Raw genomic sequence first — 24,148 nt, 5'->3', positions numbered from 1 at the left:
GGGTTGTTCTTCTATTCGTTGGTCACTGCAAGCACTTCTTCCAACGAAGTCAGCCCTTGTTTCACTTTATGCAGGCCGGATTGCCGCAAGGAGCGCACACCCTCCAGCTCTGACTGCGCTGCAATATCCATGGCACTGCCGTCCCGCAAAATGATGCGTTGGATCTCATCGCTGATCGGCATCACTTGATAGATGCCCACGCGGCCTTTGTAGCCGTTGTTGCATGCCGAGCAACCTACCGCACGGTAAGGCTTCCAGCTACCGTCCAGTTCCGACGCCTTAAAGCCTGCATCCAGCAAAGCCTTCTCGGGCACGTCGGCCGGCTGCTTGCACTGCACGCACAAGCGCCGCGCCAAGCGCTGCGCGGTAATAAGAATCACACTGGATGCGATGTTGAACGGCTGGATGCCCATGTTGCGCATCCGCGTGAGCGTCGTTGGCGCGTCATTGGTGTGCAGGGTTGACAGCACCAAGTGGCCGGTTTGCGCCGCCTTGATCGAAATGTCGGCGGTCTCCAAATCGCGGATTTCACCCACCATGATGATGTCCGGATCCTGACGCAAAAACGACTTCAGCGCTGCAGCAAAAGTCAGGCCTGCCTTCTCGTTCACGTTCACCTGATTAACGCCAGGCAGGTTGATTTCAGACGGATCCTCCGCCGTAGCGATGTTCACGCCCGGCTGGTTCAGCATATTCAGGCAGGTGTACAGCGAGACCGTCTTCCCGGAGCCCGTGGGCCCCGTCACCAGAATCATGCCGTAAGGCCGACCGATCGCCTTCACCAGGCGCTCCTTCTCCTCGGCCTCATAGCCCAGCGCGTCAATCCCGAGTTTGGCACTGCTCGGGTCGAGAATCCGGATCACAATTTTTTCGCCAAACAGCGTGGGCAAGGTGCTGACCCGGAAGTCGATCACGCGGTCGGCACCCACCTTGAGTTTCATGCGGCCGTCTTGAGGTACCCGCTTTTCCGAGATGTCCATGCGCGAGATCACCTTGATCCGCGAGGCCAACTTGTCCTTGATGGCAATCGGCGGGCTGGCAATTTCGCGCAGTTCCCCGTCGATCCGGAAACGCACCCGGTACTGGTGTTCGTAGGGTTCAAAGTGCAGGTCCGAGGCCCGCATGCTGAACGCATCCATCAGCATTTTGTGCAAAAAGCGCACCACGGGCGCGTCTTCTACGTCGGCGGTGGCAGCTTGGGTGGTTTCGACAGCGGACTCGGCAGCCGCTTCGTCAAACTCAAAGTCCCCGCCGATGATCTCTTCCATCGCTTCGGTCGCAGTGACCGTGTTGGCATCCACAATCTTGGAGAGCTTGTCGTACTCTGCAATGATCCAGTCAAACCCCATCTGGGTTGAAAACTTGATTCGCTCTGCAGCCTGTTGGTCCGACGGGTCAGCGGTGGCAATAATCAGCCGGTTGCCCCGTTTGCTCAAAACCAGCACGCGGAACTCGGTACAAATCTTGGCGTCCAGCAAGCCCTTGGGCAAGCGCTGAATATCGACAGCGTCCAAATCCACCAGAGGCGCTGCAAAGGCCGAGGACAGCGTTTGGGCCAAATCGAGCGACGACACGGCCGCCGAACCCACCAACTCCGCCATGAAACTGTTTTTGCCGGAAACCGCTTTCCGGTAAATGTCTTCAGCCGTCTTCTGCTGAATTTTGCCGGCCGCTACCAGCGCCCGGCCGATGCCTGGCAGGGCTACAGCGGCGGGGTCGCGGGTGGTAGTGTCTGCGGATGCCATAAGCCGTGAAGGATAGCCTAAGCCATACCCCTTCAGGGCACAGGAATGAGGCGGTTACGAATTTTCACAAACAGAACGTGGTGATTTTCACACCACCACACCCCTATTCAGAACTTTTCAGCGCATTCTGAAAGGATTCCCCCGCCATGTCCTTGGCCGACAGCTTGGGCGCAACCGACAGCGCCGGCCACGCAATTCCCAGAGTCGGGTCATTCCAGGCAATGCAGCGTTCGAATTCCGGTGCGTAGTAGTCGGTGGTTTTGTACAAAAACTCAGCAGTCTCTGAGAGCACTACAAACCCGTGGGCCAAGCCCGGTGGCACCCAAAGTTGGCGCTTGTTGTTAGCCGACAGTATCTCGCCCACCCATTTGCCATAGGTGGGAGACTCAGGGCGGATATCAACTGCCACGTCAAACACCTCTCCTTGCGCTACCCGCACCAGCTTACCCTGGGGGTTGCGGGTCTGGTAGTGCAGGCCGCGCAACACGCCGTAGCCAGATTTGGAATGGTTGTCCTGCACAAAAGGCCATGTGACACCCGTGGCCTGGCGAAACACCCGCTCATTAAAACTCTCAAAAAAGAAGCCACGCTCGTCGCCAAACACCTTGGGCTCCAGCAGCAGCACATCCGAAATCGCGGTTCGGGTAACTTGCATCAGTACACCTTCTCTTTCAGCAAGCGCAACAAGTACTGGCCATAGCCGGATTTGGCCAGTGGCTGTGCCAAGGCTTGTAACTGGGTGTCGTCAATCCAGCCGCTGCGCCAGGCGATTTCTTCCGGGCAGGCCACCTTCAGGCCCTGGCGGTTCTCAATGGTGTGAATGAACTGGCTCGCCTCCAGCATCGACTCGTGGGTGCCGGTGTCCAGCCACGCATAGCCCCGGCCCATAGTTTGCACATCCAGCGCGCCGCGCTCCAGGTACATGCGGTTCAGGTCGGTAATCTCCAGCTCCCCGCGTGCAGAGGGTTTGACCTGCTTGGCCATCTCCACCACCCGGTCGTCGTAGAAATACAGGCCGGTCACCGCATAGCGCGACTTGGGGGCTTTGGGCTTTTCTTCCAGGCTGATGGCCTTGCCCGCTGCATCAAACTCCACCACGCCGTAGCGCTCGGGGTCGTTCACCGCATAGGCAAACACGGTAGCGCCGCTGGTTTGCGCCGTGGCGCTCTCCAGCAGACCAGTGAGATCGTGACCATAAAAAATGTTGTCGCCCAGCACGAGCGCGCTAGGCGCGCCATCCAGAAACGTTTCGCCAATCAAAAACGCCTGCGCCAAGCCATCCGGCGAGGGCTGCACCGCGTATTCAATATGTACACCCCATTGGCTACCGTTGCCCAGCAGCTGCTCAAAGCGCGGGGTGTCTTGCGGTGTGCTGATCACCAGCACCTCCTTAATGCCTGCCAACAGCAGCACACTCAAGGGGTAATAAATCATCGGCTTGTCATAGATAGGCAGCAATTGCTTGCTGACTGCCAGTGTGGCCGGGTACAGGCGAATGCTGGAGCCGCCCGCCAAAACAATGCCTTTACGCGGCTTAGCACCTGTGATTTGCATCTTGGTTTTCATCATCGTTCCCCGGCTATTTCGGTCAACATGCGCTGCACCCCGTGCTGCCAAGGGGGCAGCGTCAGGCCAAAGGCCACCTGCAGTTTGCGGGTGTCTAGCCTTGAGTTCAGTGGGCGGCGGGCCGGTGTGGGGTAGCTGCTGGTGGGCGCGGGCGCCACCTTGTCAGCGGTGGCCTTGAGCGGCAGGCCCAGAGAGGCGGCTTGTTGCAAGACAAATTGGGCATAACCATGCCAGGTGGTCTCGCCTGCCGCAATGCAGTGGTACAGCCCGGCGAGTTGGGGTTGGGTTTGCAGGCGGCAGATGGCGTGGGCCGTCACATCGGCCAGCAGCTCCGCCGAAGTCGGGGCGCCAAACTGGTCGTTAATTACCGTGAGTGAATCCCGCTCACCCGCCAGGCGCAGCATGGCTTTGGCAAAGTTGCCACACCGGGTGGCGTACACCCAGCTGGTGCGCAATATCAGGTGCTGAGGGCAGGCAGCCACGGCCTGTTCACCTTCCAACTTGGTCTGGCCATACACGCTCAAAGGGCCGGTGGTGTCCGTTTCTGTCCACGGCGTGTCGCCGCTGCCGTCAAACACATAGTCGGTGCTGTAATGCACCAATAGCGCTCCTGATTTAATAGCTGCTTGCGCAAGAGTAGCGGGTGCTAGAGCATTAATCAGGCGTGCAAGCTCGGGCTCGCTCTCGGCTTTGTCCACCGCGGTGTGGGCGGCGGCATTGACGATCACATCCGGCTGCACCGCTTCTACGGTGCGCTCCAAGCCTGCGAGGTCGGTAAAGTCACCGCACAAACCTTGTGGGTTCTGGCTGGCATCAAAGTCCAGCGCCACGACCTCGCCCAGCACGCTCAAAGCGCGCTGCAGCTCCCAGCCTACCTGGCCATCACGGCCGAACAGCAAGACCTTCATGCTGCAGCCTGCGTGGGTTGCTGCGCGCTGGTGCTGCCATATTGCTTGCTCACCCAGTCGCGGTAGCCGCCGCTCAGCACGTTGTCTACCCACTCGGGGTGGTCCAAGTACCACTGCACGGTTTTGCGGATGCCGGTCTCAAAGGTCTCGGCCGGCTTCCAGCCCAGTTGCTGCTCTATCTTGCGGGCATCAATGGCGTAGCGGCGGTCATGGCCGGGGCGGTCGGTAACGTACGTGATCTGCGCTTGGTAAGGCTTGCCGTCCGCACGGGGCTTGAGCTCGTCGAGCAGGGCGCACACGGTGTGCACGATGTCCAGGTTAGGCTTCTCGTTCCATCCGCCCACGTTATAGGTCTCGCCCAGCACACCGGCTTCCAGCACCCGGCGGATGGCGCTGCAGTGGTCTTTGACGTAGAGCCAATCGCGGATCTGCTGGCCATCGCCATACACCGGCAAGGGCTTGCCGGCCTGCGCGTTGACGATCATCAGCGGAATGAGCTTTTCGGGGAAATGGTAGGGGCCGTAGTTGTTGCTGCAGTTGGTGGTCAGCACCGGCAGGCCGTAGGTGTGGTGGTAGGCGCGCACCAAGTGGTCGCTGGCGGCCTTGCTGGCACTGTAAGGGCTGTTGGGTTCGTACTGGTGGGTTTCGGTGAAGGCCGGATCGTCTTTCGCGAGTGAGCCATACACCTCGTCGGTCGAAACATGCAGAAACCGGAACGCTGCCTTGTCGTCGGCGGCCAGTGCGCCCCAGTAGGCCCGCACACTCTCCAGCAAATGGAAGATGCCCACAATATTGGTCTGAATAAACTCGCCCGGCCCTTGGATGCTGCGGTCTACATGGCTCTCTGCCGCAAAGTTCAGCAACGCGCGGGGCCGGTGCTCCTGCAGCAGGCGGGTCATGAGCTCGGCATCACCAATATCGCCCTGCACAAACACATGGGCGGGGTTGCCCGCCAGCGAGGCTAGGTTTTGCAAGTTGCCGGCGTAGGTGAGCTTGTCCAGGTTGACTACGGTTTCAGCCGAGGCGGCCAGCCAGTCCAGCACAAAGTTGCTGCCAATAAAGCCGGCGCCGCCGGTCACCAGAATCGTCATGGTGTCATCTTGTAGGTGAATGCATTACGCTGATTATCTTTCTCCCTGAAACCGGGTTGTCGGCAGGCACGTCCATAGTCCATTCGGATCAGTCATCCGGACTATTCCCAACCCCGCCGAGTTTGAATACCATTGGGTAACAACTCGTTACAGACTCCGCATGCGCTCCTCCTACCCCTCACGCACCTTGCAAACCGGCTTTACCCTGATTGAGCTCGTTATGGTCATCGTGATTCTGGGCATTCTGTCGGCGGTGGCCATTCCTAAGTTTGTGGATTTGCGCAGCGATGCCCAAACCGCCGCCACCCAAGCCGTGGCCGGCGCTATTTCCAGCGGCTCAGCCATCAACATAGCCACCCGCAAAGTCAATGGCACCAAGGGTGTGCCGGTCACCGACTGTTCACACGGCGCCCAATTGCTGCAGGGCGGCCTACCTGCCAACTACAGCCTGGGCGGCAGCCTGCCCCTGCCGGTGCCTGAGGGCGCTGTCGTCAACTGCACGCTCAACGGCCCCAATGGCAGCGTAGCCACCGCCACCCTGATCGGCATTCTTTAAAACAAAAGCCTGGGAGAACCACCTTGACCACTCGCCACCTTGCCCGCTTCGCCCTCAGCGCCCTTGCCTTAAGCGCTTGTGCTTTGGGCCAAGCCCGGGCTCAAGCCTTCACGCTCAGTTTTGACGACATGAGCAGCCCCGCCAGCGCCTTGCCCTACGGCATCCAGTTGCGGCACTCCACCAACACCCACTTTGTGCTGAGCGATACCGGCTACCTCAGCGCTCCGATGCCAGGCAACAAGCTGCTGGCCTACTACGCGCTAGAGGCCCAAACTGAAACCATCAGCCTCGCGCCGGCCTCGGGCTACACCTTCAGTCTCTCTGGCCTCAGCCTTGCAGGTCTCATTGGCGGCGGGAGTTTTCAGCCTGGCGACAAGCTGTCGGTTCGCATTACCGGCACCAAAGCAGCTGGCGGCACCGTCACTGCCAGCCAAGCCTTTAGCCTGACACCGGGTAGCTTTACGGCCTATGGCGCATCATTCTTCAATGGCTTTACCGGCCTCAGGTCCATTCAGCTCAGCGGCACAGGCACCAACAACGCGCGCTATGTGGGGGTCGACAACATAGCCCTCGTCATGGCACCCGTGCCAGAGCCTGAAACCTACGCACTCTTGTTGGCCGGTTTGGGGCTGCTAGGGTTTGCAGCCCGCAAACGCCAAGCGAGCTGATTGCCCCGCCTGCTTGAAAAGCCCATAAAGAAAGGGACTGCAATTGCAGTCCCTTTTCCGTTGCAGCAAACCTTGCGGATCAGGCAGCAGTTTTGTTGCGGCGGCGGGCGATTGCACCCATCACACCCAAACCAGCCAGCAGCATGGCGTAGGTTTCTGGTTCAGGCACGGGGGTCACATTCAAAGAACCAGAAAAGTTACCTGCTGAAGCAGTAGTTTTGGTGCCAGTGGCCACCAAAGTCCAAGGTCCGGTGCCGGTGTAGCTGATGTCAGCAAACTTGAACACTGTTGGCGCTTTTGCGGTGCCGCTCAGGTCCCACGCCACACCATTCAGGAGCACGGAGGTGAACGAAATGTTATTGCCGGCCAAACTGCCTTCAACATTGTAGGTACCGCTTGTGAGGCCACTGAAAGTCCAGCTTTGGCTGAATGAGACGCCTTTGGCACCGGTGATCGAGCCGCTGGCAACGTTAGCCAAACCATCCACAAAAGCTACATCAGTTGCATTTGCAGCAGCACCAAACAACGCCAAAGTGGCGGCCGCGATTGCGGTTTTCATTTTCATATACATCCCTTAATTTCAGTTGTGAGCTGAAACCACTTCAGCTGGTTCCATGCTAGGGTTAGCCCTCGGCTCTGTACATAGTCCGTTCGGGCCGGTTGTCGCTCAATCGTTACACAGGGGCTGCAGTTTTCAAGACCTGTAGCAAACAGTCGTCACACAAACGCTTGGCACTGCGCACACTGGTGCTCTCGGCGTAGCAGCGCAGTTCGGGGGCATTGCCGCTGGGGCGCAAGTGCACGATATCGCCCGACGCAAACTGCACCCGCAGCCCATCGGTCTCGTCAATGCCCTCCACCGGGCCGGCCTGGGGCGCCATCAGGTTGCGCAAGGCTATGTGGTCGTTGCGCAAGCGGGCAATCAGTTCGCGGCTGCTGGCCGTGGCAAAGTTTTGAATCCGGTCGCTCGCAGTAAACCGCTTGGGTAGGCGGTAGCCCACTTCCGACATCTTCAGCCCCTGCGCCTTGGCGCCACACAACAGCGCCAGCATGGGCAGCACGGCATCGCGGGTGGGCAAAGGCCCTAAGCGTTTGCCATTGCGCAGCACCTGGCTACCCAGCAAAAAGCCGCCATTCGCCTCAAAGCCCACCACCAAGTCCGCACCGCCACGGGCGGCCTGCTGCATGCCCTCAATCACATAAGGCGAGCCAATGCGGGTGCGCACCACCTGCGCAAAACTCTGGGTGCGCTCCAGCGCACTGTTGCTGCTCACAGGGGTCACCACCGCGGTGGCGTGCAGGTACTGGGCCGTCAAAATGCCCACTACATCACCCCGCAACCACTCGCCTTTTTCATCGCCAATCAAAGGGCGGTCGGCATCGCCGTCGGTAGACACCAGGGCATCAAAATCGTGCAACTCGGCCCACTCGCGCGCCTGCTCAATGTCTTCATGGCGCACCGCCTCGGTGTCTATGGGCACAAACACATCGGTGCGCCCCAGCGAAATCACTTCCGCCCCCAGCGCCTCCAAAATACTGCGCAACACATCGCGCGCCACGCTGCTGTGCTCGTACACGGCAATCGTTTCACCGGCCAAAGCGTCGGCGCCAAAAAAGTCGATATAGCGGCTCAGGTAGGCCTGCAGCACCCGCGCATCCGGGGCGGGCAGGGTGGGTAGCTTGAGGTTTTTGGGCAGCCCCACCAAAAAGTTGAGCATGGCCTGCTCGTCCACCTTGGTGATCTCGCCATCTTCGCGGTAAAACTTGATGCCGTTGCGGTCAAACGGAATGTGGCTGCCCGTGACCACAATCGCCGGCGAGCCAATTTGCGCCGCATACAAAGCCAAGGCCGGAGTGGGCAGGGCGCCGCCATACACCACCTCCATGCCCAAGCTCTCAATGGCCGCCGCACAGGCCGCCGCAATGTCGGGGCTGCTGGGGCGCAAATCGTGGCCCAGCACAATGCGGGTGGCCTTGGGTACCACCGCATTCAAAAAGGCAGTGGTGTAGGCGTGGCACAAGCCGGGCGTCATGTCGGCTACCTTGCCGCGCGCGCCGCTGGTGCCAAAGGCCACGCCCGACTGGGTGGCCATATCTTGAAGGGTTAAGACTGTCATGGCGTTAGCGCCCGATCGCCTGGTACTCAATGCCCATGCTGCGCACTAGCTTGGGGTCGTAGAGATTGCGGCCATCAAAAATCACCGGCTGCTTGAGCTTGGCCTTGATGTTGTCAAAGTCCGGGCTGCGGAACTCGCGCCACTCGGTCACGATGATGAGTGCATCCGCCCCCTCCAGCGCCGCGGTTTGGCTATCAGCATAGGTCAGGCGCGGCTCGTCGGGGAAACAGTGCTGCGCTTCTTTCATGGCCACTGGGTCATAGGCCGTGACCGTGGCGCCCGCATCCAGCAGGTCTTGAATCACGTCGCGGCTGGTGGCTTTGCGCATGTCGTCGGTGTTGGCCTTGAAGGCCAGGCCCCACAGTGCAAAGTGCTTGCCCTTCAGGTCTGCCCCAAAGCGCTTGATTACCTTGCCGCCCAGCACCCGCTTTTGGGCATCGTTGGCCGCTTCTACGGCGGTCAGCACCTGCAGGTTGATTCCCGCGTCGTCTTGCGCAGTCTTCACCAGCGCCTGCACGTCTTTGGGAAAGCACGAGCCGCCGTAGCCCGCACCGGCGTACAAAAAGTCGTAGCCAATGCGTGGGTCGGAGCCAATGCCCTTGCGCACGTTTTCAATATCAGCGCCCAGCTTCTCGGCTAGGTTGGCCAGCTCGTTCATAAAGCTGATGCGGGTGGCCAGCATGGCGTTGGCGGCGTATTTGGTCAGCTCGGCGCTGCGAATATCCATCACGATCAGGCGGTCATGGTTGCGCTGAATGGGCGCGTACAGCGCGCGCATGTTGAGTGCGGCTTGCTCGTCCTCACAGCCCACCACAATGCGGTCGGGCCGCATAAAGTCGTCAATGGCGGCGCCCTCTTTCAAAAACTCGGGATTGCTCACCACGCTAAACGGCGTGGTCACACCGCGCTTGGCCAACTCGTCGGCAATAGCGGCCTTCACGCGGTCGGCGGTGCCCACCGGCACCGTGCTCTTGTCCACTACCACCTTGTAGTCGGTCATGTATTTGCCGATGTTGCGGGCGGCGGCAATCACATATTTCATGTCGGCCGAGCCGTCTTCATCGGGTGGCGTGCCCACCGCAATGAACTGCACCGTGCCAAAGTGGGCAGCTTTTTCTACATCGGTGGTGAAGTGCAGGCGGCCAGCGGCCACATTGCGCTTGACCATCTCTTGCAGGCCCGGCTCATAGATAGGAATGCCGCCATCCTCCAAGATCTTGATCTTGGCGGGGTCTACATCCAGGCACAGCACGTCGTTGCCCACATCGGCAAAACAAGCGCCAGACACCAAGCCCACATAGCCAGTGCCGATAACCGTAATTTTCATAACTCACTCCCTCTCAAATATAAACAAAATATGCCTCTAGCCCAAGTAGAGTCTTCGCAAACAGCTACTCTTTTGATAGCAAAATGACATCCACATAGTCTTTGGTAAAGCGGTGCACCTCGGCGGCGGCTTGTGCCTCGGCCAGCGGCCACCAGCGCAGGGCGCTGTGCTGTGCATCGGCCGCAGCAAGCTCGGTGCTAGCGGGCAATGTAACCAGGTTGCCCATTACCACATAGTGGGTGGACACGCCCACCTCCCCCGCAAAACAGTCAGTGTAAAAGTGCTCAAAGGCACCCATATGACGCGGCTGCACCAGCAAATCGGCCAGCGCCAAGCCCAGCTCGTCGTGGGCAACGCGCGCCATGGCGGCCTGCATGGTTTCGTTTTTACGAATGCGCCCCCCCGGCACAAACCAAAAGCCTTGGGCGGGGCGGTTGTTGCGCAGGCCTAGCAATATCTCGGTGCCGCCGCGCACCACCACCAGGTCCATGGCGACCAGGGGCGCGGCATCTACCACGCCCAAAAAAACGTCTTTACTCAGCATGGCGGCGCGTTAGCAGTTGGCGGGCAGCGCCCGCAATAAATAAAGTGTTGGTTACCAAGTAGCGCTTCCAGAGGCGGCGTGGTTCTGATGCCAGGCGGTGTAGCCACTCCAAGCCATGCTCGCGCATCCATTCAGGCGCGCGCGACACGGTGCCAGCATGAAAATCAAAGGCCGCGCCTACACCCAGCATGACCGCATTGACTCTGCCCCTGTGCGCAAGCATCCAATGCTCTTGCTTCGGGCAACCCAGCCCCACAAACACTAAGCCCGCACCGCTGGCGTTAATGCGCTCAACGGATTCATTAGCTTCTTGTTCTGAAATTGGCCTAAAGGGTGGCGCTTCAAAACCTACCACCAGCAGGTTTGGAAAGGTGGCAGTAATGCGCTCAGCCAGTAACGAAAGCGTTTCTCTCGAACTGCCAAAAAAGTAGACAGGCAATGCCTCGCGCTCGCACCGCCCTAGCAGTGCCCAAGTCAAGTCTGGGCCACTTACTCGCTCTTGCGGCTTGTTTCCTACCTTTCCTAGCATCCAGGCCACAGGTGCGCCATCAGGCGTGGCCATGTCGGCAGCGGCCACCACAGCACCAAAGGCTGACTCGCGCGACGCAGTAACCACCACATGCACGTTCGCCAGCACCACATATCGGCTCTCCCGGGCGTGGCCCCAGGCAATTACGCGGTCTTGTGCCGTGCCAAAAGTCACTGTGTCTACAGGAACGCCTAGTACCCTAAGTTTTAGCTCATTCATTGACTGCAGCCTCAATGCCATCTGCAAACCGTTGCACCATATTTTCTAGCGTGTAATGCTCACTATCCGCCAGTGCAGCGGCTTTCATGCGCGCCAAGCGATCTTTGTCTTGAATCACATTCAGCACCGCTTTGCTGTAGGCAGCCGGCGTGTCGTCGCTGTAAACGCCGTTATCGCCGTCGCGCAGGTAGGCCACTTCGGGGGAGTGGCGGGCTGTGCGGGTCGTCATCATCACCATGCCGGCGCAAAACGCATCCACGATGTGTAACCCCACCAAGCCAGGGTTCAGCATTACATCGCCCATGCGGAAGTAGAGCGCCTTTTCGCGCCCCTTGCGCACCCCCAGCAGGTGCATCCAAGGGCGGGTAGCTGCGGCATCGCGCATTTCGGGCATGGAGGGGCCGTCCCCAATCACTACCAGCGCAAAGTCCGGCATACGCTGGCGAATCAAATCGGCCGCCGCCACCAGCAAGCCCAGTTTTTTGTCGGGGTAGAGCGATCCGCAAAACACGCCCACAGCTGCATCGGGTGCAATGCCCAGCTCCTGCTTTGCCTCCTTTACCTCTGAGTCGGACCAAGAAGCCAAGTCCGCTTTAAAGCTGCTGGTGTCAATGGCGTTGTCCAGGCATGTAATTTGTGCAGACGGGTAGCCCGCCTTGGCCAATATGTCTACCGTCATACCGGTGTAGGCAAACCACCAGTCCACCCGGCGGATCAAAAAGTTTTTCCACTGCTCGCGCAAACCTGTGGGTGCGTCGCTCTGAAAGTTTTTGCCATGGCCCCAATAGCCCACTTTGCGCTTGGACCACAGCCTGCTCAACAACAGCGGGTAGTTGGAGAGGATGCGGCTCTCTTGCATCACCACGACCAAATCAGCGTCCTTGAGCTGCTTTGGAAACGGTTGCCAAACCAAGTCACGCGGACCGACCTCCCAAAAACTATTGACTACTTTGTGGGCCCAAGATAGCGAGCCTTCATCCTTTTTGACAGACTCCCGGCGGGATGCATGCCCATGCACTAGTTCAAGCTGTATACCTTTTGTTTCGCAGGCGCTGCGCAACATGTCAAAAAGCTTGGTTCTGTAGTGCAGCAAGCGGTATTGGAATATCACTACTTTTTTCATGAAAATCTAGTTTCTATAAGTTGTAGGCTCGCGGTCGGTAGCATCTGCTCTCACATGCCAACTGAAGTTATTTAATTCGCGACCCAATCCAATAGATCGGGTGTTCCATCTGATCGAACAAAAGTGCACCGCCAGTTTCTATCCTTGTTGAAACATTGGAGTTGCGTTGCACCACGCAAAGTTTCGACCAATTTTCTCCAACTCTCCACCATCGGCTTCGGCGCACCGCTCGTTGGTTCAATCATGCCGAGTCCGTAACGGTTATCCCAGGCGTACCAGTAGAAACGTTCAACTCCTTCCGCTCTCGCCAAGACAAATGCCCGCTCCAAATAGTCTCCCGACTCTTTTTCTAACGCTAATTTCTTCCAACCGCCTTTAGCAACCATTGGGTGGTCTGGTGTTCCGTCTCCATTGGCAATCCACCAGCCTGTCTCAGTATTCCATAGTGGCTTATCTGCGACGCCGTTCTTTTTCATCACCTCACGTACTTGCCTTATGAGAGGCACAAGTGTTTCTGGCGACGTTTTAAACACGTAAAAGTGATGCGCTACGACGTCAACGCAGTCCTTACCGCCAGCTGCAAGAAAACGATCCAAGTACTCAATGTGCTTACCGCCGCCAGCTGAGGCAGGCGACACTATCTGAATGCTGGGATCAATGCCTTTCAATACACGCTTGGCTTCGCAAGCCATTCGCACTAACGCCTCTATGCTTCCCGAATAGTGCGATTTGTCGCTGGGTTCGTTCCACACCTCAAAGTGAGTGATCTTCCCTTTGTAGCGCAGCCCTACAGTTGCGACGTAGTTAGTCCAGTCATCAAGACGTAGCGGTTCGGCAGCATTTCCTGGTTTATATGGGCTTGGCTCATCCGGCCGGGCAGAAGCCCAATTTGGGGTCATGGCCAGCGGCAAGAGAATATCAACCTTAGTGAGTTTTGCGATAGCTACATAGCGATCAAGGCGGGCGAAGTCCCATGCACCTTGCTTTGGTTCTAATTGCGCCCAACCAACATAGGCGTCCCAGAGTCGCCAACTACCAAAAGGCACGTTTGGCCATGCAGTACCTGCGTCTGCACGATGTATGTGGAGACCAAAATATTGCAGTGGAATTGGAAGTGCAGCAGTAGTTTGTCTTTGGGCCTTATCGCCATCAGGCTTTAAAGGAGAAGCCGAGACTGTGCTGATAAAAAGTGCGCAAAGGAATACCACGAAGTATTTCATTGCTTACCCTCGTCCTTCCAGCGGATGAACCCCTCCAGGCGCCCAAGTGATACATAAATACCCACAACTGCGTCTTTGAGGTTGAATTTAACTAGGGCGTTAAGAAAAGGCGCTATCAACCCACGAAGCACAACTTGTAAATCTAAGTTGTGCTTCCGATAAATACCGCCCGTACCGCGCGCGCGGTTTCTGGCGTGTTTGCAGGCAATAGCAAGCGGAGTTGCTGGTTGGTTGCCAAAGTGATGATGCACTCGTACATCCGAACAATGCTTAAGCAAAGCGCCAGCTGCAAGCGCCCTAAGGACAAAGTCTGTTTCTTCAGCAGCGCCATACCATTGACCTACGCCAAATCTGGCATCGAAACCACCCAGCTGGTCAAATAGTGATTTCTTGAAAAAGAGTGATATTGAGCTGGCATCACCACCTCGGAAGCGGCGCCACGATTCGTTACGCAATAGACCGTGCGCTTGCTTTTGGCCCCTGAAAAGCGACTGCTCAACCCAACAGGCCACGATGCCCTCTATGTCTTTGTCTGCATGAAACGCTTGCCTGATGCCAGCAACGGCATTTGGTTCGTACCAGCAGTCGTCATCTGTTAAACCAATGATTTGGCCTTTTGCCGAGGCGATACCTAAGTTCCGAGCGGCAGAGAGGCTTGGTTTCGCCATCCGCATGTGGTTGATGACTAAGCCATCAGCTAATCCTTGCTGAATATGAGGTAGCAGCCGATCGTCGTTGTTCTGGTCAACAAGCAAGACCTCGAAGTTGCTATCAGTTTGAGCAGACAAGGATCGCAGGCACCTTCCAACTTCGTCTGCCCGGCCAACAGTGGCGAGGATGAAAGAAATATTCACTATTGGACCTTTTGTCGGTTTAGTCTCAGCTCGTAGCCAATTGCTCAACTATTCGACGCCGCCTCACAAGATAGCGCGCATAGTTTTCCAACTTTAGAAGTGGATTTTTGCCCGCCCGTTGTCTGCGGATAGCGTAGTCCTCCTCCATAGCGGCCAAACGATTGTTTGTGGACACGCTGCCTGAGTGCTCCCGAAAGGCCGCGAGTGGTACGTCCAGGACTGCCGGATCACCCATCTCTGCCAGCCGAAGCCATAGGTCATAGTCCATTGCATATTTGAGTGACTCGTCGAATCCTCCTGCTAATTCCATCCACTCTCGTCGTACAAAGGTTGCAGGGTGAGGAATAAAATTACCGCGTAAAAGCTTATTTTTTGAATACTTGGGTGCCACAAAATTTTCTGGCTTCCTCTGTCCCTTGATATCTCGAACAATACGACCAAATGACCATCCAGCGCCCTTAGACATGGCCCTAGCTACTCGCGAAATGACCTTTGGATCAAGGTAGTAGTCGTCTGAATGCAGGTGCGCAATAATATCGCCCGAGGCCGCTCTCCAGCCCTCATTCATGGCGTGAGAAATCCCTCCGCGAACATTTGGAATGACGACGACTGAGCGAGGGATTTTTGCTATGCGCTCGAGGGTGCCATCCGTAGAGCCGCCATCAACAAAAATATATTCAATATTCGGATAGTCCTGCATCAACACTGATCCAATAGATTCTTTAAGAAAAGGTTCACTGTTCCAGGTACAGGTTATGACAGATATTTTCATTAACTAAATTTACTTTTTGTTGAGCGAAAAATTTCGTATGGGTTCATATTTTGGATCATCGTTATTGCGATTGGAACGCAATGCAATTGCAAACAGTACCAGATGGGCTAACGTGTCCCCGTTAAATAAAGTGTTCAGGTTTAACGGGGTTTCAGATAGACATCTGAACAATATGATTAAGAAAAACGCCATCGATACCCCACGTGTTTTTGGAGCGCCGCGATAGGCTGCTAGTCCTAAGATCCCCAAATAAGTCATTAAAGAAAACAGACCTATAACGCCAGCAGCACTCAAGCTTTGAAGAAATTGGTTGTGAGCGCTAAAGGCGAATTGCATTCCAATATTCATTCGATAGGCCGGCCCCCAAATCGCCGGACCGTAGCCAAACAGTGGATTGCGTGACCATTCGTCTATAGCAACGGCCCAAATTTGACTGCGACCAGTAAGCGTCATCGCTTCGGATCCTGCCCGAGTAGTAGAAAGCTTGTCCCAAATACTGATTGGATCAACAACTAGAACGAGCAGACAAGCTGCACTTAAGGTTACAACAATGGCCAGCGCTAACCGCATATCAATACCACGGGCAAGACGAGGCGCGCGGTACCACGCAAGCACAGGGATTAGCAGAATGCTTACAAACCATACTGTTTTTGACTGGGCAAGCAGAAATACGACGAGCGTCATGGAAATACAAATCCATCGCCAGCTTCTCATTTTTGTGGGTTGCATGTATTCCATTAGCAAGGCAAGCAGTGCAAGCGGTCCAATACTGTTTGCATTGGAGCCAACCCCCCATAAACGCACGGTGACAACTGGGATCCAGCCTTTGTAGCCCGGCTGGAGTGCCATATCCGGATTCGTAACGCACAAAACCAGGCTTAACAGCATCAAAGCGTAGAGCGTAACCTTGACGGTCGTGATCACGGGCTCCAAAGGGTCCCTGCGCGCGGCATAGAGGGCAGCAAATGCGAATATCGTATAAAACAGGTTATGAATAAAGACCGGTTGTGTGCCGAACATACTGCTCAGTACATTGTGAGAAAGGAACAAGGTTAACAACGCTACAAATAGACTCATTCCACCTTCTGGGGCGCCATGATTTTTTTTAAGCCACTGGCCAGCAATGCGGGCTGCGCATAAGCTCAATAAGGCAAAAGTCAACAGGCGCAGGATGGTTGCACTTGCTGCTACCGATTCACCGGCGTCGACTCCAAGGCTGAGGTCAAAGGCTGCGTTTCGCAGACTCCTTCCAGAGAGTAGTGTGGCGGCAGTAATACCCATTGCAATTATTGGGAAGAGCGCCATTTGCATCCAATGCCCGCGCTTTCTTTCCAGTTGCAGTAGGGCTCCGAAGAAAATCACCAAGATGAGCGCTAAAAAAATTACGACAGAAAAGTAGGCTGTACCTACAAAAGCTTCCATTCCCGACACAGCGAATTACCTTTTATGTAGCCGTTGCAAGCGTGATGCAATGGGATGTGGAAGTTTGGCCGCAATTTTTTCGATTAGCGGTTGAAGGTCTGGACTAATTAGGGCCGGTATAAGCCATAAAGTGCCAATAACCGTAATCACTCCGACTACAACATTGAATGCCAGTTGCGCCATTGATGGCCAGAGCAAAAAGCGCTGAACCTGATCCGCTACCCACAGCACCGCACCAGCCAGTATCGAGAGTAGCACCCCCCCGCGCGCGGTCAGCCAAAGGGAACGTCCGGATATATCTAGCAATCGAATGGCGCTGCGCAAGATGACGAAAAACCTACAGGCGAAGAGTCCGAATACTGACCAAGCAACAGCCAACACCGAGACTTTGGCCGTCAGCCACGCTACCCCCAGCCAAACGATTGCTAGTGGTAACTGTGATTTGAATTCGCTAGATGCACCACCACCCGCCCATAGCAACGGCGTTGTCATGCCCCAAAGCAGAAAAAGCGGCATGGCTAATGCCAACGGTCGAAGCGTATGTCCCAAGTCCTGCCAAGCGTTGCCATAAAGAGCCAGCGCAAAAGTTTCAGATACGACAGCCAGCCCAACAAAGGCAGGCAAGATAAACAAAGTAATTGCGCCTACCAACGAGCGGTAACCTGCGGCGATACGGGCTTGCTCATCGCTTAGCCTCGCTGATGCAGAGAAAAAAACTGGTTGCAGGACGCCAAGCAGCGATGAAGTCGGGTTGTAAAGCATGTTGTACGACGTTGCGTAGAGGCCAATGTCTTTACTGTTAAAAACTCGCCCGACGACAACTTTGTCAACGTTGTTGATAAGCCAGTTCACAAGGTTGGTTGTCAAAACTGTCGCGCCATATTTTGCAAGCTGGCCCGCATCTGCAAACCAGATTAATGGCCGAATCGGATGCTTTACAAAAGCATATAAAAGTACAAGAAGTACAGTGCTCTGAGCTAGCCATGCAATTACAAGTGCCCACACCTGCCAACCAACCAAAGCAAGGGGGATGCCGATTGCCATATATCCCACTACGTATGCGGTGAGTTGTGCAACCTGTATGGCTTTGAAGTCTAGCTTTCGCTTCAGCATATTCAGTGACGGTGCAGCCATTGCATTGACAAGGCAAATGATTGCAAGTCCTTGAACTATTGGGCCGGAACGCGGGTCGCCAAAGAAAGTGGCTATATGTGTGCTCGCCAGGGCAATTACCAGCGAGACAGTGCCGCCAATCAAAAATTGCCATGTAGAGACGAATCGCAAATCTTCGTCCGCTAATTCACTCTTCTGAATTAACCCATAAGCAATACCAATATCAGCAAAGAAATTGCTGAAACTAACCACAATCGCACCGATAGCGAAGAGGCCATATTGCTCAGGCCCGAGTAGGCGTGCCAGAACAACTTGCGTGCCAAACTGCAATACGATGCGTGCGATTGCACCCCCACCGCCCCAGAACACCGCCACTACACTACGAGAGCCAATGTCTTTCACTGCAGTTTGCTCGCAACAATTGCCATCTTGAGCATTAGTAATCAATTGCGCTTTTGAACGCTGTGTACGCAGCTTCCAGGCCATCAAAGAGAGTTGTCGTGGCTTCAAATCCATGACGTCGCAATGTAGTCACATCCATTAATTTGCGCGGAGTCCCGTCAGGTTTTGTAGCGTCAAACACAATCTTGCCTTGATACCCCACCACAGCTTGCACTGTCTCTGCCAACTCTTTGATGGTGACGTCTTCACCCACACCAATATTGACCAGCGGTGGTTCGAATTTGCCGGTTACGCTCTCATCGCTTCCGAGCAGTTTTGTGTAAACGGCATCGGAAAAATTCATGATGTGTAGACATGCGGCAGCCATGTCCTCGCTGTACATGAACTCCCGTTTGGGTGAGCCGCTACCCCACACCGTGACAGTGGGCGCACCACTGACCTTGGCTTCATGAAACTTACGGATCAGTGCCGGGATCACGTGGCTGTTTTCGGGGTGGTAGTTGTCGCCCGGGCCATACAGGTTGGTAGGCATGGCGGCCAAGTATTGGGTGCCGTACTGGCGGTTGTAGCTCCAGCACATTTCTACACCGGCGATTTTGGCCAAGGCGTAGGGGCGGTTGGTGGGCTCCAAGGGGCCGGTCAACAAGTGCTCTTCGCGCATGGGCTGGGGCGCCAGCTTGGGGTAAATGCAGCTGGAGCCTAAAAACAGCAGCCGCTTGACCTGGTTCACATATGCCGCGTGGATGATGTTGCTCTGAATGAGCAAGTTATCGCGAATGAACTCTGCCGGGTAGGTGTTGTTGGCCACAATGCCGCCCACCTTGGCGGCTGCCAAAAAGACGTAGTCGGGTTTCTCGGCTTCAAAGAAAGCGGCGGTGGCGACCTGGTTAGTCAGGTCCAGCTCGGCGTGGGTGCGCAGCAGCAAGTTGGTGTAACCCGCAGCTTGCAGGTTGCGCACAATGGCCGAGCCCACCAAGCCACGGTGTCCTGCCACATAGATTTTTGCGTTTTTGTCCATGGCGGCGTGGCTTACTCGTGGTGGTCGTAGGTCTGGAAACCGGCCAGCTTGACCAGCGCATCGCGCTTGGCGGCCGTAAAGTCGGCTTGCACCATTTCGGACACCAGCTCTTGCAGGCTGGTGGTGGGCACCCAGCCCAGCTTTTCTTTGGCCTTGGTGGGGTCGCCCAGCAGGGTTTCCACTTCGGTGGGGCGGTAGTAGCGGGGGTCTACCTTCACAATCACATCGCCCACCTTGCACTTGGCGTCAGTGCCGGTCACGGCCACTACGGTGCCGATTTCGTTTTCAGCTTCGCCAGTCCAAGCCAGCTGAATACCCAACTCGGCAGCGGCAAACTCCACAAACTGGCGCACGCTGTATTGCACGCCGGTGGCAATAACAAAGTCTTCGGCCTTGTCTTGCTGCAGCATGAGCCATTGCATTTCTACATAGTCACGCGCATGGCCCCAGTCGCGCAGGGCGCTCATGTTGCCCAGGTGCAGGCAGTCTTGCAGGCCCAGCGCAATGCGGCTGATGGCGCGGGTGATTTTGCGGGTGACAAAGGTCTCGCCGCGCAGGGGGCTCTCGTGGTTAAACAAGATGCCGTTGCAGGCATACATGCCATAGGCCTCGCGGTAGTTCACCGTGATCCAGTAGGCGTACATCTTGGCCACGGCGTAGGGGCTGCGGGGGTAAAAGGGAGTGGTTTCCTTTTGGGGGATTTCTTGCACCAGGCCATACAGCTCAGAGGTAGACGCTTGGTAAAACCGGGTCTTCTTCTCTAAGCCCAAAATGCGAATGGCTTCCAAAATACGCAGGGTGCCCATGCCATCGGCGTCGGCGGTGTACTCGGGGCTCTCAAAGCTCACGGCCACGTGGCTCATGGCGCCCAGGTTGTAAATCTCGTCGGGCTGCACCTGTTGAATGATGCGAATCAGGTTACTGCTGTCGGTCAGGTCGCCGTAGTGCAGGGTGAAGTTGCGTGCCGAGACATGGGGGTCTTGGTACAGGTGGTCAATGCGGTCGGTGTTGAAGCTCGATGCCCGGCGTTTGATGCCATGCACTTCGTAGCCTTTTTTGAGCAAAAGCTCTGCCAAATAAGAACCGTCTTGGCCGGTTACGCCGGTGATGAGTGCTACTTTTTTCATAGTGTTTGCTTACAAAAGGCCAGATAAAAATTGACGTTGTGGGGGTTGAATGGCGTCCAGCAGGTCGCTGATAAATTGCGCTTGCAATTCATAGGCCAGAGGCGTGTTGCCCGTGATGCTGGAGACTCTGAAAATTAAACCGTCGGGGATTTGACCATGGAAGCCATAGCGCAATTGCTCCAGCTTTCGGGCCGTTCCACCCTGCACCGCTCTATTGCCGATGGTGGACCAATAAGTGAGCGGCTCTTTGCGCTGGCCCAGCTCGGTTTGCAGGCGCCGCACGGGTATATCGCCATATTTGGTGTTGATGACGCTGTTGGCGCCGCCACTGAGCTTGAAGCCCTGGGCGGGGTAGCACACATCGGGGTAGTGCAGCGCTAGGCCGTCGCTTTGGTTTTCACCATAGGCAATCGACAACATGACGACTCCGCCATCCGCATTGACATAGGTGCGGGTCAAAATTTGAGAGTAAAGACTCTCTAGCAGTTCTGTTTGCTGTGGGTTGATCACTTGCCCCGCAGACTGCTGCAGTTGCCGCCATGGTCCGAAGGTGGCAGGCACGATAGCTTCAAGCTTGGGGTTGCCACGGTTTTTTGCCATGAGCTCGGTGGGCTTGCTGGCGTGCGCAATCCAAGCGGCGCATACCATCAGTGCCAACATGAGTACGCTCTTGAGTTGGAGTTTCATGCCATGCCCTTTGCAGTAGCGAGTCGCTTGCTTTTGAGCTGCTCAAAGGTAACCAGCAGGCTGTCAAAACCAATAATCAACATGAGCGCACTTAAAAACAGCACCATGCCTGCAAAGCCGTGCAAAAAGCCTTGGCCCGCTTCGTCGCCAAAGTGGTAGGTGATAAGGCTCAGCGCCATGACACGGATTACGTTGGCGGTGAATGAAATAGGCACGATCAATATTGCCAAGCCCACGTTACGAAACAGTGAATCGCGGCGCACCAGGTTCAGGTACAACAGGCCCAGCGCCTCCAAAGTCAGCAAGGTGTGTAGTCCCGCGCAAGCGTCTGCCACCAGCAGCATGTATTGCCCGATTTGCAAAATAACGCCACTGCGGCCAATGGGGTAGCCCACCCAAAACAGCACATGTTCGGCCACATAAGACACAGCCATCTTCATGGGCATGGTGACGGTGTCGACCACAGCGCCGGGTAGGGGCACCATAAACAGCATAAAAAACAGCGCAAACCATTGGGCCTTGAGCGCTTTGGGCCCGAAGTTGAGCAGGGCCAGCGCAATCAGCAGCCAAATGACCGAGCCGATTTCAAAAATCAAAATGTCTTGCGAGCGGCCCAGCGCGTAGAGCAGCAGCCCGAACACAAACACGGGCCAACCCCAGGGGCTGGGCTGCTCGCCGTGGCTGGCCTCCAGCATGGCGGGCCAGTTGCGGTAAATCAGCCAGCACGAAATGCCCAGCACGATGGGGCCGTGCATTTGCTCGTCTTTAGCCCAGATGCCTGTAAACAAGTCGTAGAGGCTGGGCAGGTACAACACGGCCAAGCCGAGCATGACAGGCAGCCACGGCAGGGCTGCCTGTAGCCAGCTTGGTTTGCCGAGGTAGACGCGGGGCATGGGCGTGCTCATGCGTCGTTCAGCACGGAGCCGACCAGTGCTACGCCACTGTCTTGCAGTCGGCGGGCCAGCTGGGTGGCGCGGGGTACCAGGCTCACGTTTTGGCGGGCTACCAGCAGGGCCGCGCCTGCGCGGGCGGCGGTGATTTCGGCATCGGCAAACTCGCTGCCTGCGGGGGTGTCGATGATGATCACATCAAACTGCTGGCTGGCCACGCGCAGCAGGTCGCCAAAGGCGGGCCGGCCCAGCAGCTCTTGCGGGTTGGGGGGCATGGCGCCTGCGGGCAGCACGGCCAGGCCGGGCAGGCCTGGGATGAGTTGAGCAACTTCCAGCCCGGCGCGGTTGGCCAAGATGGCAGACAGGCCTGCACTCTTGCCCAGCTTGAACAGGGCGTGTTGGCCCCGCTCGGGTTGGGCGCGCATGTCGGCGTCTATGAGCAGGGTGCGCTCGCCTTGCTGTGCAAACACAATGGCCAAGTTGGCGGCCACAAAGCTGCGGCCTTCTCCGTTGCCGGGGCTCACAATCGCCATAACCTTGCGGGCGGGGTCGGTGTTAAACCAGCGCAGCATGAGCTGGCTGCGCACAGCGCGCAGGTTTTCGCCCACGCGGCTAAAGGGCTTGTAGGCTGCTACCAGCTCGGCGCTGACGCTTTGGTCCTGGTCGCTGAGGTACGAGTAGTCAAACTGTTTGCTCAGGGCAAAGTCGATGTCGTCTTTGCTGAGCACCTTCAGGGCCAAGGCGGCGTCGCCAAACTGCACTTGGTCTTGGCGCTGGCGCTCCACAATGCGGGCGGCGTCTTCTGCGCTCAGGCGGCCGGTGGCCACCAAAATATCGCCAATGGTTTTGGTGCTGTTGCTCATGCCCGGACTCCAATGGCCGTGCGTTTAAACATGCCCGATGCCGAGCTAATGGCGCCCAGCACTGGTAGCTCGAGGGCCTCTACCAGGTCATCCGTGGAGCGAACCTTGCGGTTCATCAGCTCCAGCAACAAAGCCAAGCCAACGCCCAGCAGCGTGCCCAAAAACACGGATACCAGCACATTGATAAACACTCGAGGCTTGGAGGGGTCTTGCGGTGGGCTGGCGGGGTTGAGCACCGCAATATTGGTTTGGTTGGTTTGGCTCTCAATGTTGGTTTGCGAGGCGCGTTGGCTCACGATCTCGAATGCGCGCTGCGCGGACTCAATGTCGCGGCGCAGCACATTGAGCTCATCGCGCTGTTTGTTGAGCTGCAACACCCGCGCTTTTTGCGCGGCCAGCGCGCCTTGCAATTGCGCCTCGCGCTGCTTGCCCACCTGGTAGGTGGTGTCGATAGAGGTGGTGATTTTGCGGGTCTCGGCCTCGAGCTGGGCCTTGAGGGTGGCCAGCTCGGCTTCGCTGCGCTGAATTTGCGGGTGGTTTTTGCCGAGGTTGCCGCTGGTCTCGGTAATGCGGGCTTCCAGGCGGGCAATATCGGCCTTCAGGCCGTTGAGCAGCGGGCTTTGCATGACCTCTGCCACGGTGTCGGCTTTGCCGCTTTGGCGTTTGCTTTGGCTGTCGGTGGTCTGGGCTTGCACACCGGTGAGCTGGCTGCTGGTTTCGTTGAGCTTGGCGGTTTCAAAGTCCATGCGCTCGTCGGCAGAGGTAATGCCGTTGGCCTGCTGGTAGTCAGACAGGGCTTGTTGCGCGGCCTCCAGGCGGCCACGAGCGGTTTTGGTTTGCTCTTCAAAAAACGCTGCAAACTGGCGGGCGGGGGCGACGCGCAAGTCGAGGTTCACATCCATATACCCTTGGGCAAAGGCATTGGCTACCGCAGCGGCAAACTCGGGGTCGGCGCCGGAGTAGTTGATGTTGATGACGTTGCTCTCGCGGCTGGGCTTCACGTCCAGGTTGCGTTGCAGAGCGGTAGCCAGCCAGTCGCGCAGCTGGCCTTTGCCTTTGGTGGCTTCTTGCCATTGGGCTTGCACTGCGGGGCTGCTTTCCATGCGCAGGTTTTTCACCACCGCTTGTGCGACACGGTCGCTATTGATGATGTCGACTTGGGTGGCCATGTAGCCAGGGGCCATCATGCCTTGCAGCATGAGGCCGCTGACCGGGTCGGGCGACCTCACATCCACCACCACCGCAGCGCTGGCGGTGTATTGCTTGGGCAGGTAGAGGCTAACGGCCACGGTGGTGGCCACGGTGAGGGCAAAGGCCAGTAGGGCGATCTTCCAGCGGGCGCGCAGTATCAGCAGAAATTGTTGCAGTGTCATGGTCTGGGGGCCCG

At 56.8% G+C, this 24,148-nt stretch carries 24 protein-coding genes; 2 read left to right on the top strand and 22 right to left on the bottom strand.

Features of this window, described 5'->3' with window-relative positions; genetic code table 11:
* Positions 1–11: 11 nt before the first annotated feature.
* The 5 genes from pilB to rfbB form a co-directional block, all read right to left on the bottom strand.
* Complete coding sequence (pilB, locus tag QZW03_RS06710) at positions 12–1,745, bottom strand: type IV-A pilus assembly ATPase PilB (RefSeq protein WP_296509205.1); 1,734 nt, start codon at positions 1,743–1,745, stop codon at positions 12–14.
* A gap of 103 nt (positions 1,746–1,848) precedes the next feature.
* Positions 1,849–2,400 (bottom strand): dTDP-4-dehydrorhamnose 3,5-epimerase, encoded by a 552-nt coding sequence (rfbC, locus tag QZW03_RS06705; protein WP_296509204.1) that lies wholly within the window; start codon positions 2,398–2,400, stop codon positions 1,849–1,851.
* Complete coding sequence (gene rfbA / locus QZW03_RS06700) at positions 2,400–3,311, bottom strand: glucose-1-phosphate thymidylyltransferase RfbA (protein ID WP_296509203.1); 912 nt, start codon at positions 3,309–3,311, stop codon at positions 2,400–2,402. Before rfbA ends, rfbC begins: the two co-directional genes overlap by 1 nt.
* Positions 3,311–4,219 carry a dTDP-4-dehydrorhamnose reductase gene (gene rfbD, locus QZW03_RS06695; RefSeq protein WP_296509202.1) on the bottom strand — a complete coding sequence of 303 codons (909 nt, stop codon included), beginning with the start codon at positions 4,217–4,219 and terminating at the stop codon, positions 3,311–3,313. Before rfbD ends, rfbA begins: the two co-directional genes overlap by 1 nt.
* Positions 4,216–5,310 (bottom strand): dTDP-glucose 4,6-dehydratase, encoded by a 1,095-nt coding sequence (gene rfbB / locus QZW03_RS06690; RefSeq protein WP_296509201.1) that lies wholly within the window; start codon positions 5,308–5,310, stop codon positions 4,216–4,218. The genes rfbD and rfbB overlap by 4 nt, the downstream gene beginning before the upstream one ends.
* Before the next feature lie 160 nt (positions 5,311–5,470).
* On the opposite strand from rfbB, the gene QZW03_RS06685 reads away from it, so the two are divergent.
* Positions 5,471–5,866, top strand: a complete 396-nt coding sequence (locus QZW03_RS06685) for a type IV pilin protein (protein WP_296509200.1) — start codon at positions 5,471–5,473, stop codon at positions 5,864–5,866.
* Positions 5,867–5,889: 23 nt separating this feature from the next.
* Positions 5,890–6,534 carry an FxDxF family PEP-CTERM protein gene (locus QZW03_RS06680; protein WP_296509199.1) on the top strand — a complete coding sequence of 215 codons (645 nt, stop codon included), beginning with the start codon at positions 5,890–5,892 and terminating at the stop codon, positions 6,532–6,534.
* A gap of 79 nt (positions 6,535–6,613) precedes the next feature.
* Here QZW03_RS06680 and QZW03_RS06675 read toward each other — a convergent pair whose 3' ends face one another.
* The 17 genes from QZW03_RS06675 to epsF all read right to left on the bottom strand — a co-directional run bounded on the left by QZW03_RS06675 (position 6,614) and on the right by epsF (position 24,134).
* Entirely contained in the window at positions 6,614–7,099 is a 486-nt protein-coding gene (locus QZW03_RS06675) for an FxDxF family PEP-CTERM protein (protein WP_296509198.1), read from the bottom strand.
* 109 nt (positions 7,100–7,208) lie between these two features.
* On the bottom strand, positions 7,209–8,651 hold the full coding sequence (locus tag QZW03_RS06670; RefSeq protein WP_296509197.1) for a phosphomannomutase: 1,443 nt from the start codon (positions 8,649–8,651) through the stop codon (positions 7,209–7,211).
* A 4-nt stretch (positions 8,652–8,655) separates the two neighbouring features.
* Complete coding sequence (locus QZW03_RS06665; protein WP_296509196.1) at positions 8,656–9,978, bottom strand: UDP-glucose/GDP-mannose dehydrogenase family protein; 1,323 nt, start codon at positions 9,976–9,978, stop codon at positions 8,656–8,658.
* A gap of 64 nt (positions 9,979–10,042) precedes the next feature.
* On the bottom strand, positions 10,043–10,522 hold the full coding sequence (locus QZW03_RS06660; RefSeq protein ID WP_296509195.1) for an NUDIX domain-containing protein: 480 nt from the start codon (positions 10,520–10,522) through the stop codon (positions 10,043–10,045).
* Positions 10,512–11,225 (bottom strand): WecB/TagA/CpsF family glycosyltransferase, encoded by a 714-nt coding sequence (locus QZW03_RS06655; RefSeq protein WP_296509194.1) that lies wholly within the window; start codon positions 11,223–11,225, stop codon positions 10,512–10,514. Before QZW03_RS06655 ends, QZW03_RS06660 begins: the two co-directional genes overlap by 11 nt.
* Before the next feature lie 37 nt (positions 11,226–11,262).
* Complete coding sequence (locus tag QZW03_RS06650) at positions 11,263–12,393, bottom strand: glycosyltransferase family 4 protein (RefSeq protein WP_296509193.1); 1,131 nt, start codon at positions 12,391–12,393, stop codon at positions 11,263–11,265.
* Between the two features lie 71 nt (positions 12,394–12,464).
* Positions 12,465–13,613 (bottom strand): glycosyl hydrolase, encoded by a 1,149-nt coding sequence (locus tag QZW03_RS06645; protein WP_296509192.1) that lies wholly within the window; start codon positions 13,611–13,613, stop codon positions 12,465–12,467.
* The gene (locus tag QZW03_RS06640; RefSeq protein WP_296509191.1) at positions 13,610–14,467 is read right to left on the bottom strand and encodes a glycosyltransferase family A protein; all 858 of its coding nucleotides are present in this window, start codon (positions 14,465–14,467) and stop codon (positions 13,610–13,612) included. Before QZW03_RS06640 ends, QZW03_RS06645 begins: the two co-directional genes overlap by 4 nt.
* A 25-nt stretch (positions 14,468–14,492) precedes the next feature.
* Positions 14,493–15,239, bottom strand: coding sequence for a glycosyltransferase family 2 protein (locus tag QZW03_RS06635; protein WP_296509190.1), 747 nt, complete (start codon positions 15,237–15,239; stop codon positions 14,493–14,495).
* A gap of 9 nt (positions 15,240–15,248) precedes the next feature.
* On the bottom strand, positions 15,249–16,661 hold the full coding sequence (locus QZW03_RS06630; protein WP_296509189.1) for an O-antigen ligase family protein: 1,413 nt from the start codon (positions 16,659–16,661) through the stop codon (positions 15,249–15,251).
* Positions 16,662–16,676: 15 nt separating this feature from the next.
* A complete protein-coding gene (locus tag QZW03_RS06625) occupies positions 16,677–18,260 on the bottom strand; it encodes a lipopolysaccharide biosynthesis protein (RefSeq protein WP_296509188.1) in 1,584 nt (527 codons plus the stop codon).
* Positions 18,211–19,194, bottom strand: a complete 984-nt coding sequence (locus QZW03_RS06620; protein ID WP_296509187.1) for a GDP-L-fucose synthase — start codon at positions 19,192–19,194, stop codon at positions 18,211–18,213. Before QZW03_RS06620 ends, QZW03_RS06625 begins: the two co-directional genes overlap by 50 nt.
* Before the next feature lie 11 nt (positions 19,195–19,205).
* Positions 19,206–20,321 (bottom strand): GDP-mannose 4,6-dehydratase, encoded by a 1,116-nt coding sequence (gene gmd / locus QZW03_RS06615; RefSeq protein WP_296509186.1) that lies wholly within the window; start codon positions 20,319–20,321, stop codon positions 19,206–19,208.
* Between the two features lie 9 nt (positions 20,322–20,330).
* Positions 20,331–21,008, bottom strand: coding sequence for an exosortase-associated protein EpsI, B-type (gene epsI, locus QZW03_RS06610; RefSeq protein ID WP_296509185.1), 678 nt, complete (start codon positions 21,006–21,008; stop codon positions 20,331–20,333).
* The gene (gene xrtB / locus QZW03_RS06605; protein WP_296509184.1) at positions 21,005–21,913 is read right to left on the bottom strand and encodes an exosortase B; all 909 of its coding nucleotides are present in this window, start codon (positions 21,911–21,913) and stop codon (positions 21,005–21,007) included. The genes epsI and xrtB overlap by 4 nt, the downstream gene beginning before the upstream one ends.
* Positions 21,910–22,761, bottom strand: a complete 852-nt coding sequence (gene epsG / locus QZW03_RS06600; RefSeq protein ID WP_296509183.1) for a chain length determinant protein tyrosine kinase EpsG — start codon at positions 22,759–22,761, stop codon at positions 21,910–21,912. Before epsG ends, xrtB begins: the two co-directional genes overlap by 4 nt.
* A complete protein-coding gene (gene epsF, locus QZW03_RS06595) occupies positions 22,758–24,134 on the bottom strand; it encodes a chain length determinant protein EpsF (protein ID WP_296509182.1) in 1,377 nt (458 codons plus the stop codon). The genes epsG and epsF overlap by 4 nt, the downstream gene beginning before the upstream one ends.
* Between the last annotated feature and the right edge of the window lie 14 nt (positions 24,135–24,148).

This window comes from Rhodoferax sp. (assembly GCF_013297935.1).
Lineage (GTDB): Bacteria > Pseudomonadota > Gammaproteobacteria > Burkholderiales > Burkholderiaceae_C > Allorhodoferax.
Note: the sequence above shows the minus strand (reverse complement) of the source record. Positions and strands in the feature narration are given on the sequence as shown.